Consider the following 12,052-nt stretch of genomic DNA (forward strand, 5'->3'; position numbering starts at 1 on the left):
TTATAATGACGTATAATTGAATAAAAAGAATCAAATCTCATGCGAATAGCTTTATGTATTGAATACGATGGTGCCGATTACTATGGTTGGCAGCGTCAGAAAGACGTTAATAGCGTCCAGGCGGAATTAGAAAAAGCCTTAACAATTGTTGCAAATGAACCAATTGAAGTGATGTGTGCAGGTAGAACAGATGCTGGTGTGCATGGCACCGGACAAGTTGTTCATTTTGATACAACAAGCACTCGCAAACTCGCAGCATGGATGATGGGAGCGAACGCTAATTTGCCAAAGAACATCGCCGTTCGTTGGGCAAAGGAAGTGAACGAAGATTTCCATGCTCGTTTTACAGCAACAGCGCGACGTTACCGATATATTATTTACAACAACCGTCTTCGTCCAGCAATCTTAGGGCACGGTGTTAGTCATTATCACGAACCGTTAAATGCAGACCTAATGCATCAAGCTGGGCAGTATTTACTCGGTGAGAATGACTTTACTTCTTTTAGAGCAATACACTGCCAATCTCGTAGTCCTTGGCGTAATTTAATGCACCTTAAAGTCACTCGTCATGGTGATTTTATTGTTATTGATATTAAAGCAAATGCCTTTGTTCATCACATGGTTCGTAACATTACTGGCAGTTTAATTCAGGTTGGTAAAGGCAAACAAAAACCAGAATGGATACAGTGGCTACTAGAAGCGAAAGACCGTAAATTAGCCGGAGCAACAGCAAAAGCAGAAGGACTATATCTCATTGATGTTGATTATCCGCAGGAGTGGGAACTACCGCGAGTACCACTCGGCCCATTATTTTTAGCTGATAACTGATATTACATCTATATTAAATACGCCTATTTAATAAACAAAAAGTTGATGTAGGTTCAATATTGAAAATAGGTACAACCAGTTTTTTATCTACACTGGCTGTTATTTATGGTTTAATCTAATTAATTGAATTTATTTCTCTTGCGATGGTGCGAGAGATCACTAATAGAAAGGTCGTCCATGAGTTGGCTTGAAAAGATTTTTAATACAAGCAATATTGTTAGTTCACGTAAAGCATCGATCCCTGAAGGGGTTTGGACGAAATGTACGTCATGTGAACAGGTTCTATATTCTGCAGAGTTAGAGCGTAACCTAGAAGTGTGTCCTAAGTGTGACCACCATATGCGCATGAAAGCACGTAAACGTTTAGAAACATTTTTAGATGTTGAAGGTCGTGTGGAAATTGGCCAAGAGCTGGAACCAAAAGATGTTTTGAAGTTTAAAGACTCAAAGCGTTATAAAGATCGTATTTCTGCTGCGCAAAAATCAAGCAATGAAACTGATGCGTTAGTGGTAATGAAAGGGACTCTATTAGAGCTTCCAGTTGTTGCTTGTGCATTTGAATTCTCATTTATGGGTGGTTCAATGGGCTCTGTTGTTGGTGCTCGCTTTGTTAAAGCGGTAGATGCTGCAATTGAAAATAACTGTCCTCTTGTATGTTTCTCTGCAAGTGGTGGCGCACGTATGCAAGAGGCACTTATGTCTCTAATGCAAATGGCAAAAACAAGTGCTGCTCTTGCACGTTTGTCTCGTAAAGGCCTACCATTTTTCTCAGTATTAACCGACCCAACAATGGGTGGTGTATCTGCAAGTTTAGCAATGCTAGGTGATATTAATATCGGTGAACCAAAAGCCCTAATCGGTTTTGCTGGTCGTCGTGTTATTGAGCAAACTGTACGTGAAGATCTACCGGAAGGCTTCCAACGTAGTGAATTCCTACTTGAGCATGGTGCGATAGACATGATTGTTGATCGTCGTGAAATGCGTCAACGTATTGGTGGCTTAATGGCTAAAATGACAAACCAGCCATCGCCATTAGTTGTTCCTGTTGACGGTGCAAAGTAAAAATTAAATCAAATGCGAGCAAGGTTGCTAGTTCTTACTTAAAACAGCAACCTAAGTCATATATACTGTCACTCTATTCCGTCAGTGAAGTAGTTGAATTATGACATCATTTGATTCTCCGAAAGCCACATCTGATTTATCGGTGTGGCTTCGTTATTTAGAAAGCATTCATACAAGTGCAATTGATTTAGGCCTTGAGCGCGTTCAGCGTGTTGCACAACGAGCAAAATTAACAAAACCAGCATCAACGGTAATTACAGTTGCAGGAACGAACGGTAAAGGTTCAACCTGTGCATTAATGGAATCTATTTTAATTAATGCGGGCTATCGTGTTGGTGTTTATAGCTCCCCTCACCTTATTCGTTATAACGAACGTATTCGTATTAATGGTAACGATTTATCTGATTCTCTTATCTCTCAATCTTTTGCTGCTATTGAAGCGTGGCGTAAAGAAACATCATTAAGTCTTTTTGAGTTCGGAACGCTATCTGCTTTGTGGGCGTTTAAAGCACATCAAGTTGATGTTGTCCTTTTAGAAGTTGGCTTAGGCGGGCGTTTAGATGCGACAAATGTGGTGGATCATGACGTTTCTATTATCACGAGTCTCGCGGTTGATCATGTTGATTGGCTTGGTGATGACATTGAAGTGATTGGTTTTGAAAAAGCAGGGATCTATCGCTCTGAAAAGCCAGCGATCTGTGGCCAACCAAATCCCCCATCAAGTGTCGCAGCTCATGCTGATGACATCGGAGCGGATTTATATCAAGTAGGCTACCAGTTTGATTATAGCGTGAATCCTGAGACACAAACATGGACATGGAAAAGTGGGGCGTTTGATCTAGATAACTTACCGTTACCAAATTTACCTTTAGCGAATGCAGCAACAGCGATAATGGCGTTAGGTACGTCTGGATTAGAACTGAGTGATGTGAATATTGTCGAAGGTTTGAAACTTGCTAGTTTACCGGGCCGAATGCAGCGTTTAAGTCGTGGCAACGGAGAAGCTGAGCCAACAATTATTCTTGATGTTGCGCACAACCCACATTCAGCAAATTATCTCGTACAACAAATAAGACAGCGTTTCCCAAATAAGAAAGTACATGCAGTAGTCGGCATGTTACATGATAAAGACATTAAATCGACCTTGAGTGAGTTCACGGGAGTGATTGATGTTTGGTATCCTGCATCTTTATCTGGCCCACGAGCAGCGAATGCAAGTGAGTTAACTGCGGTTTTATCAGAAGAAATAACAGAATATTCATCACCAGTTGATGCTTTTAAAGTAGCCTTACAACAGGCTGAAAATGATGATTTAATTTTAGTCTTCGGTTCTTTCCATACGGTTGGTGAGGTATGGGATTACTGGAAACAAGAAGCATAAGGAACATAAGTGTCTAGTCCATTTCAGCGACGTCTAGTCGGAACTATTATATTGGTTGCTATTGGGGTAATTGTTTTACCTGATGTATTTGATGGTAAGAAAAAACACTACCAAGAAGAATTTGCAAGCATTCCAATTAAACCAGAGCTCTCTAAAGATGTAGAGCAATTTGAGATACAAGAGCCAGTAGATTTTGATGCTGAACTTCCTGGGGAGCCTGTAGAGGTGACCATTGAGTCGACAGAAACAGAGCCGGAAAAAGAAGTACTTCACATTGTAGAGAAAAAACCAGCAGTTGAAGCACCGAAAATTGATTACGCAAAGAGCGCATGGATAATCCAGCTTGGCGTGTTTAGAAATGCAGATAATGCTCAAAATCTAGCGCTTAAATTACGTAAGCAAGGTTTCCAGGCGCATACTTTCCCTAAAGAACCTCAGAAAGGAGATTTAGTGAGAGTTGCTGTTGGCCCAGATATTTCAAAATCGGATCTTGAAAAACAACTACCGAAATTAAAAGAAATAACTGGCTTAAATGGTCAATTGCTTAAATTTACACCACTAAACCCATAAGAAAACGTTTGCGTAGCGGATTTTTCTGTTAAAATGCGCAGCAACAGAGAAAAGATAAATTATGATTTGGATCGATTTTGTCATTTTAGGTGTTATTAGCCTATCAGCTTTAATCAGTTTGGTTAGAGGATTTGTAAAAGAAGCATTGTCATTAGTGATATGGTTTGGTGCCTTTTTTGTTGCCAGTAACTTCTATCCTAAATTAGCAGCGTATTTTACAAATATACATGATGAAATGATAAGAAATGGCAGTGCGATAGCTGCCTTGTTTGTGGCAACCTTAATTGTTGGTGCTGTTGTTAACTATGTTGTTGGTCAATTAGTACAAAAAACAGGGTTGTCAGGAACAGATAGGATTTTAGGGATTGTCTTTGGTGGATTAAGGGGCGTGCTAATTATTGCAGCGGTTCTATTCTTCATTGATGCCTTTACATCATTATCAGATTCAGAGTGGTGGAAGCAATCGCAATTAATACCTCAGTTTAAGGTTGTAATTGCGTGGTTCTTTGATTACTTAAAGGATACATCAAGTTTTCTTCCTGGCGCTAAATAGCGCCAGTTTTTTAGCAAATTGAGGACTCTAGGACATGTGCGGTATTGTTGGAATCGTGGGCGCAACACCAGTAAACCAGTCAATCTATGACGCTTTAACAGTGCTACAACATCGTGGCCAAGATGCTGCTGGTATTATTACCATAGAAAGCAATCGTTTCCGTCTGAGAAAGGCGAACGGTTTGGTGAAGGATGTGTTTGAAACAAAACACATGCAACGCCTACAAGGTAACGTTGGTATTGGACATGTTCGATACCCTACAGCAGGTAGTTCTAGTGCCTCAGAAGCACAGCCTTTCTATGTAAACTCTCCTTTTGGGATCACATTAGCGCACAATGGTAACTTAACCAATGCGAATGAAATCCGTGAGACTTTATTTGAACAAGAGCGTCGCCATGTTAATACGACTTCTGATTCAGAAGTATTATTAAACATCTTTGCTCACCATCTTGATGAATCTAAGAATTACCCACTCACTCAAGACGATATCTTTAAAACAGTAGCTAAAGTACATGAACAAATTCGTGGTGCTTATGCGGTAACGGCAATGGTGATTGGTCATGGAATGGTTGCTTTCCGTGATCCAAATGGCATTCGTCCATTATGCCTAGGTAAACGTGAAGTAGAAGGCCGTACAGAGTATATGGTGGCGTCTGAATCCGTCGCTCTTGATGCTGTCGGTTTTGATTTTGTACGTGACGTAGCGCCAGGTGAAGCTATATATGCACCATTTGAAGGTGGTCTATATACACAACAATGTGCGCATGATCCAAAGTTAAATCCATGTATCTTTGAATTCGTTTACTTTGCTCGTCCAGATTCATTTATTGATAAAATTTCGGTATACAGTGCACGAGTTGAAATGGGTAAGCGTTTGGGTGAAAAAATCAAACGTGAATGGGAAGATCTAGAGATAGATGTAGTTTTACCTATCCCTGAAACTTCATGCGATATTGCCCTTGAGATTGCTCAAATTATTAATAAGCCTTACCGCCAAGGGTTTGTGAAAAACCGTTATGTTGGCCGTACGTTTATTATGCCAGGTCAGCAAGAGCGTAAAAAATCGGTACGTCGTAAATTAAACGCTATTCGTTCAGAATTTAAAGATAAGAATGTACTGCTGGTTGATGACTCAATTGTTCGTGGTACTACTTCTGAGCAGATCATTGAAATGGCACGAGATTCAGGTGCTAAAAATGTTTACATGGTATCAGCTGCGCCAGAGATTCGTTTCCCGAACGTATACGGTATTGATATGCCAAGTGCAAATGAGTTAATTGCTCATGGTCGTGAAGTGGATGAAATCTGTAAGCAAATTGGTGCTGACGCATTAATATTCCAAGATCTGTCAGATTTAGTTGATGCTGTCGGTTGTGGTAACCGTGAAATTGAACGCTTTGAAACCTCGGTTTTTAATGCGCATTATGTAACTGGTGATGTAGACCAAAATTACTTAGAGTATTTAGAAAGTTTACGTGGTGACGATGCAAAAAAAGATCATGAAGCTCAAAATGTAGCAAGCTTAGATATTTATAACGAAGAAATTTAAATTTCGTCTAAAGAAAAGCCTGTGATATCTGTTATCACAGGCTTTTTTTGTATGTGTGTCTTGTCCTGAAATGTGTTGTCGTATTAACTTGGTACGTGGCTACTTACGAAATCAATAAAAAGACGGACTTTTTCAGGTTGATGATCTTTATGGTTATAAATCATATAAATATCTCTAGGGTTCGCTGACCAGTCTTTAAGAACGCGTACTAGTGAGCCATCAGCAAGGTATTGGCGGATCATGATATCTGGCATCAGCGTTATCCCTAAACCATCAGAACAAGCCATTCGAATCACATTAAGTTCACTCGCCTCAAAACGCCCTGCATCAGTAATTGTGACAGATTCACCATCATTATTCGTTAAACGCCAACGCATTAAAGGGTTGCCTTTTAGTAAATGGTGTTCATGTAACTCTTGTGCGTGTGTTGGCTCTGAATTTGCTTCTAAATAAGCAGGGCTAGCGACTAAAATATCTTCTAAAGATCCAATTTGACGAGCAATAAGTGACGAGTCTCTTTGCTTTCCAACACGGAAAATAATATCCCAATCAGTTGGGTCAAGCTGTTCTGGTTGGTTGCTCATAGTTAAGTTAATACTGATATTAGGATAGATCAGCATAAACTTATTTAAGATAGGTTGAATCATGCGTTTGGTCAGGTTTGAGGGAGCTGCGATTTTTAATTTACCAGCAGCGCCACGGCACTCTTCACCTAGGCATTCACTGGTATTAACTAAGGTCGCTAAAATTGGGGCGCATTCATCATAAAACTTTTGTCCCGCTTCTGTTAGTGATAACTTGCGAGCGTGGCGATTAAGTAAGCGAATATCTAAAGAATCTTCTAAGGCTTGAATCCGACGAGTAATTGTCGCAACAGGGATTAGGGTTTTTCTTGAGGCGGCAGTATAGCTGCCATTATCAACAACCTGTCGAAACAAATTTAAATCATCTAACTTCATTATATTAAGATACTCTCTGTTTTTTCGAGCGCTAAAGTGTAACTAAAACAGTAAGGGACGTGTTGTTATAAGTCAACTAAAGTGAAATTCTATAAATAAAAGAGCATTTTCGCCAATTTCTTAGCAGTTATTAATAATCTTATCTAAAAATATTTGTGCTCCACCCAATATAGAACTAAATTTATTCTGAGTAATAACAAAAATAAAGGAAGTATCCATTATTTGCTAAGGAACGTGCAGAGGGTTGTCGTATGTCGATAGAGCAGTGCGAAAAAAATGTAGATGAAGTTAAAGCACCAGTAGAAGATTTACTTTTTAATAAAGATGTATTGATTGTTGATGACGATCCTGTTTTTCGATCCATGGTAAAAGCGGTTTTAGAAAGTTATTCATGCAATGTTAAAGAAGCTTGTAATGGCTTAGAAGGGTTGAAAATATTACAAAACGCATTACCAGATGTGTTGTTGTGTGATTTAGCGATGCCAATCTTAAATGGCATCGAGTTTGTTGAGGAAGCCGTTTTAGAATACCCAATGTTGCCAATCATTGTCATTTCAGGCAGTGGAGATATGCAAGATGTGGCAAAAGTGCTGCGTTTAGGAGCAAAAGATTTTTTAGTTAAGCCTATCAATGATATTTCTATTTTGATTAAATCATTGGTATCGGCGTTAAAGTTAAGTGAAGAGAGTTCTCAGCGGATGCAGGACTTTTCTAGCCAATGGTTCAGAACATCAGAACTTGATAAAAGTTGTAATGATGAGCTGCATTGGCACTTAGACCATTTACAAAATGAACCTAATATAGGCAGAGATCTTTTATTTGAGTTGTTGCCAGAAAATGATGCACAGCAAGGTAATTGGAAATTAAGTTATCGATTATTACAACCAGCAGATGGAATGCCACTGATTTTTGATTATGAGTGGTTGTTAGATGGCCGTTTATTCTTTTATCTTGTCGACTCAAAATCAGGTGAGGAGAGTGGTGTTGTTTCTTGTCTGTTGATCAGAGCATTTTTTAATGATTTGATCCGAGATCAAAACATTACATTAAATACAATACCAAAAATGGTTGCTTCGATTGAAAAAGGAATGGCAACGATGGCACATTCTTACCCCATGTCAGGTATGTTTGGGTATGTCGATTTTTCTGATGAGGCCATCTTTATTTTATCTGCAGGACTTGATGCCGTATGGGATAATCAGAAAGAGCGCAGTGTGGTACGAGGAAGCGAACAATTAACTCAGGGAGCCGAAAATAACAAGGTACATCGTTTCCCTATTACACAGGAAAATAGCTTACTTTTAAACAGTTTAGGGTGTAGCAGTTTTAAGCTTGAATTAAGTTCTTCATAGATTGATTGTTTAGTGATAGCCTCACGTTAGAGTATAGTTTTGGTTTAGAGAGACAGATTTGCATTTTACCCATAAGGCGTTTTGGTTTTTTATTGGCGTTATCGCATTAGTTCTAGGTCTTATTGGTGTATTTTTACCTCTCCTACCAACGACGCCATTTTTGATCCTTGCTAGCGCATGTTTTATGCGAGCTTCACCTCGAATCCATGCTTGGCTTATTAAGCACCCTTATTTAGGCCCTCCTATTGTTGAGTGGCAGGCGTGTAAAACTATCAAGGCCTCCATTAAAAAGAAGGCGTTTGTAATGATAGTGCTTAGCTTTCTTCTCTCTATCATAATAGCGCCAGTTTTGTGGGTGAAATTTTTATTGTTAGTATTAGCAATTACACTTCTATATTGGTTTTCAACCATCCCAAGTTCTTAATTTTTAAAATAATCGACTAGCGCAATAGGCATTAGATCAACTGCTTATCTCGACGGGTAATACTTGCTCACAACACAGAAAGTGAATAACATAAGTCGGTTAATTTTTTTTAATGCCGGATTTAGGCAGAATAGGACAAAATCATGTCGACAGAAACACTTGAACTGATTAAAAGCAGCATCAAATCTATTCCTGATTACCCAAAAGCAGGCATCATGTTCCGTGATGTAACTAGCTTGATGGAAGACCCAAAAGCATATCAAGCGACAATTCAGCTACTTGTAGAGAAATATAAACAAGGTGGCTTTACTAAGATTGTTGGTACTGAAGCTCGTGGTTTCTTATTTGGTGCACCATTAGCGCTAGAGTTAGGTGTTGGTTTTGTTCCTGTACGTAAGCCTGGAAAACTTCCACGCCCGACAATCGCACAAACGTATGATCTTGAATACGGCACAGATACGCTAGAAATTCATACTGATGCAATTGTTGAAGGTGATAAAGTATTAGTGGTTGATGACCTACTAGCTACTGGCGGTACGATTGAAGCAACAGTAAAACTGATCCGTCAACTTGGTGGTGAAGTTGAGCACGCAGCATTTGTTATTAACCTACCAGAAATTGGTGGCGAAACTCGTTTAGAAGGTTTAGGCCTAAACGTATACAGCATCTGTGAGTTTGCTGGTCACTAATTCCTCATATACACAATAAATTGAGTGAGATCTCTCTATCAAGGGAGATCTCATTTTTTTGCTGTGCTACGATTTAGATCTATTTTATTTTGGGCTGTATTCTATGAGCTATCAAGTTCTGGCACGTAAGTGGCGTCCGCATCATTTTAAAGATGTGGTTGGCCAGCCTCACGTGCTTACGGCGTTGGAAAACGCACTTGACCATAATCGACTTCATCACGCTTACTTATTTAGCGGAACTCGTGGTGTGGGTAAAACCACCATTGCACGTTTGTTCGCGAAAGGGTTGAACTGTGAAGAAGGGATCACATCAACCCCTTGCGGTGTGTGTTCTACTTGTAAGGAAATCGACGAAGGACGTTTTGTTGATTTACTTGAGATCGATGCCGCTTCTAGAACCAAAGTAGAAGATACTCGTGAACTGCTTGATAATGTTCAATATAAACCTGCGCGTGGTCGTTTTAAGGTTTATTTGATCGATGAAGTTCATATGCTGTCGCGCCATAGTTTCAATGCGTTATTAAAAACATTGGAAGAGCCGCCAGAGTACGTCAAATTTTTATTAGCAACGACCGATCCACAGAAACTGCCTGTAACGATATTGTCTCGTTGTTTGCAATTCCATCTAAAGCACATCAGTGTTGATCAAATTCATGAGCAGCTAGATTTTGTTTTAGATAAAGAAGAAGTAACAAAAGACGCAAGAGCATTAGGCCTGATTGCTCATGCTGCTGACGGCAGTATGCGTGATGCACTGAGCTTGACAGATCAAGCGATAGCATTGGGTAATGGCTCTGTTACCACTGATATTGTTTCAGCGATGCTAGGCACTTTAGACACGGATCAAGCGGTTCGGATTTTAGAGGCTATAAGCACGAAAAACATGCAGACATTAATGAGCTGTGTGAATGATCTTGCTGATATGGGGATTGAATGGGATGGATTAGCAAAAGAAATCGCTAATCAATTGCATAAATTAGCCATGTATCAAGCATTGCCTGCAACCTTGGATAAATCTCAACCAGATGCAGAGCGTATTGAGCTATTAAGTGGTCAGTTATCACCACAAGAAGTACAGCTTTTTTATCAAATTGCCTTACAAAGCCGTAAAGATTTACCGTTAGCGCCAACGGAAAAAACGGGCGTTGAAATGATGCTGCTAAGAATGGTTGCGTTTCGTCCCGTTCATGCACAACAGTTAGATGCTCAGCCGATTGCTGTACCATCAACAGAGCCTCAAGTTGTTCAACCTATGGCGATGCCAAGGCAGCAGTCAGCGCCGCTTGTAGACTCAAATCCAGCAACGATGAGACCTCAAACGCCAGTTCAGCGTCAGGCATCTCAAATCGCTCAACCACAACAAGCGAATACTCAGAATCAATACGTACCACCAGTACAGTCAGAGCAACCACCTATGTATGATGCGCCGCCTATGGGGGATTCGCATCAATCAATGCAGCAAACGTCATCTTCTGTACCTCCTGTACAGCAAGAGCCTGCTGTTGCACCAAAAACGGGTTTGCTTGGCGTTCGTAACCAGTTACGCAGTGCAAAAAATAATTTAGCTAACACAAACAATGGTACTGGCTCAAAAAAGTCTAGTGCGGCATCCGATAAGAAAAAAACGAGTTCAGTGCTAGAACGCATTGCTGAAAAACAGCATTTAGCCCCTCGTGCTCAGGTGTCGCAAATTGGAAGTTCAGCAGCACAAGAGAAAAAACCAGAAGAGCCTTATCGTTGGAAATCAACACAACCTGAACAGAAAAAGGTCGTGAGTGATATTACTCCAACCAAGTTAAAGCAAGCACTAGAGCATGAAAAAACACCAGAGATGGTAAAATTACTGGTGGAAGAATCATCAAAGCAAGATGAATGGTCAGCACTGGCCATGTCATTACCCCTGCCAAAATTGGTTCAACAGTTAGTGTTAAATTCGTCGTTTGTTGAGAAAGACAACCAAGTAACATTACATTTGAGAGCAGCGCAGTCTCATTTGAATGGCGATAAAGCCAATGAATTGGTAGCTCAGGCATTGAGTCAGGCGCTTAATAAAGACATCACAGTATTGATTGATATTAGTACTGAGGGTACGACGCCTTTAGAATTGCGTGAGCAAATGTATCAAACCAAATTACAAACGGCGTACCAAAGTTTACAACAAGATCCACACGTGAATTTCTTTATACAGAGGTTTGGTGCAGAAATGGATCAAGAAAGTGTAAGGCCGATTTAATTCGTTCTTATACAAATAAAGTAAAATATACATATGGGTTGAAATTGTAATATTCATCCCCATTTTCTTAGTAACAAAGAAGTAAATTTAAGAGAGAATAATTATGTTCGGTGGAAAAGGCGGCATGGGCAACTTGATGAAGCAAGCCCAGCAAATGCAAGATCGCATGCAAAAAATGCAAGAAGAAATCGCAAACATGGAAGTAACTGGTGAATCAGGTGCTGGCCTTGTTAAGGTTACTATCACAGGTTCTCACAGTGTTCGTCGTGTTGAAATCGATCCAAGCTTAATGGAAGAAGACGAAAAAGAGATGCTAGAAGATTTGATCGCAGCCGCGTTCAATGATGCTTCTCGTCGTATTGAAGAAACACAAAAAGAAAAAATGGCTGGTGTTACTGGTGGAATGCAAATGCCACCAGGCTTTAAAATGCCATTCTAATTTATCTTAAATG

The 12,052-nt window shown here is 39.9% G+C and carries 12 protein-coding genes; 11 read left to right on the forward strand and 1 reads right to left on the reverse strand.

Features of this window, described 5'->3' with window-relative positions; genetic code table 11:
- Nucleotides 1–39: 39 nt before the first annotated feature.
- From truA to purF, 6 genes are all read left to right on the forward strand, one after another.
- Nucleotides 40–828, forward strand: a complete 789-nt coding sequence (gene truA / locus PVK63_RS07555) for a tRNA pseudouridine(38-40) synthase TruA (RefSeq protein ID WP_130048194.1) — start codon at nucleotides 40–42, stop codon at nucleotides 826–828.
- Between the two features lie 177 nt (nucleotides 829–1,005).
- Nucleotides 1,006–1,890 carry an acetyl-CoA carboxylase, carboxyltransferase subunit beta gene (gene accD, locus PVK63_RS07560; RefSeq protein ID WP_130086100.1) on the forward strand — a complete coding sequence of 295 codons (885 nt, stop codon included), beginning with the start codon at nucleotides 1,006–1,008 and terminating at the stop codon, nucleotides 1,888–1,890.
- A gap of 100 nt (nucleotides 1,891–1,990) precedes the next feature.
- Nucleotides 1,991–3,271, forward strand: coding sequence for a bifunctional tetrahydrofolate synthase/dihydrofolate synthase (gene folC / locus PVK63_RS07565; protein WP_130048193.1), 1,281 nt, complete (start codon nucleotides 1,991–1,993; stop codon nucleotides 3,269–3,271).
- 9 nt (nucleotides 3,272–3,280) lie between these two features.
- The gene (locus PVK63_RS07570) at nucleotides 3,281–3,841 is read left to right on the forward strand and encodes an SPOR domain-containing protein (protein ID WP_130086101.1); all 561 of its coding nucleotides are present in this window, start codon (nucleotides 3,281–3,283) and stop codon (nucleotides 3,839–3,841) included.
- A gap of 61 nt (nucleotides 3,842–3,902) precedes the next feature.
- Nucleotides 3,903–4,394 carry a CvpA family protein gene (locus tag PVK63_RS07575; RefSeq protein ID WP_130045486.1) on the forward strand — a complete coding sequence of 164 codons (492 nt, stop codon included), beginning with the start codon at nucleotides 3,903–3,905 and terminating at the stop codon, nucleotides 4,392–4,394.
- A 34-nt stretch (nucleotides 4,395–4,428) separates the two neighbouring features.
- Nucleotides 4,429–5,943 (forward strand): amidophosphoribosyltransferase, encoded by a 1,515-nt coding sequence (purF, locus tag PVK63_RS07580; RefSeq protein WP_130048190.1) that lies wholly within the window; start codon nucleotides 4,429–4,431, stop codon nucleotides 5,941–5,943.
- A gap of 83 nt (nucleotides 5,944–6,026) precedes the next feature.
- Here the strand turns inward: purF and PVK63_RS07585 are convergent, their stop codons facing one another.
- Entirely contained in the window at nucleotides 6,027–6,902 is an 876-nt protein-coding gene (locus PVK63_RS07585) for a LysR family transcriptional regulator (RefSeq protein ID WP_130045484.1), read from the reverse strand.
- 251 nt (nucleotides 6,903–7,153) lie between these two features.
- On the opposite strand from PVK63_RS07585, the gene PVK63_RS07590 reads away from it, so the two are divergent.
- The 5 genes from PVK63_RS07590 to PVK63_RS07610 all read left to right on the forward strand — a co-directional run bounded on the left by PVK63_RS07590 (nucleotide 7,154) and on the right by PVK63_RS07610 (nucleotide 12,039).
- Nucleotides 7,154–8,254: a response regulator gene (locus tag PVK63_RS07590; RefSeq protein WP_130086103.1), complete on the forward strand. Its 1,101-nt coding sequence runs from the start codon at nucleotides 7,154–7,156 to the stop codon at nucleotides 8,252–8,254.
- Between the two features lie 58 nt (nucleotides 8,255–8,312).
- On the forward strand, nucleotides 8,313–8,678 hold the full coding sequence (locus tag PVK63_RS07595) for a YbaN family protein (protein ID WP_130086104.1): 366 nt from the start codon (nucleotides 8,313–8,315) through the stop codon (nucleotides 8,676–8,678).
- A gap of 143 nt (nucleotides 8,679–8,821) precedes the next feature.
- Nucleotides 8,822–9,367: an adenine phosphoribosyltransferase gene (gene apt / locus PVK63_RS07600; RefSeq protein ID WP_130045481.1), complete on the forward strand. Its 546-nt coding sequence runs from the start codon at nucleotides 8,822–8,824 to the stop codon at nucleotides 9,365–9,367.
- A 103-nt stretch (nucleotides 9,368–9,470) separates the two neighbouring features.
- A complete protein-coding gene (gene dnaX / locus PVK63_RS07605; protein ID WP_130086105.1) occupies nucleotides 9,471–11,600 on the forward strand; it encodes a DNA polymerase III subunit gamma/tau in 2,130 nt (709 codons plus the stop codon).
- A gap of 103 nt (nucleotides 11,601–11,703) precedes the next feature.
- Nucleotides 11,704–12,039, forward strand: a complete 336-nt coding sequence (locus PVK63_RS07610; protein WP_130045479.1) for a YbaB/EbfC family nucleoid-associated protein — start codon at nucleotides 11,704–11,706, stop codon at nucleotides 12,037–12,039.
- Nucleotides 12,040–12,052 lie beyond the last annotated feature (13 nt).

Origin of the sequence: Aliivibrio sp. S2TY2 (genome assembly GCF_028765525.1) — a bacterium.
In the GTDB taxonomy this organism is placed as follows: Bacteria; Pseudomonadota; Gammaproteobacteria; order Enterobacterales; family Vibrionaceae; genus Aliivibrio; species Aliivibrio finisterrensis_A.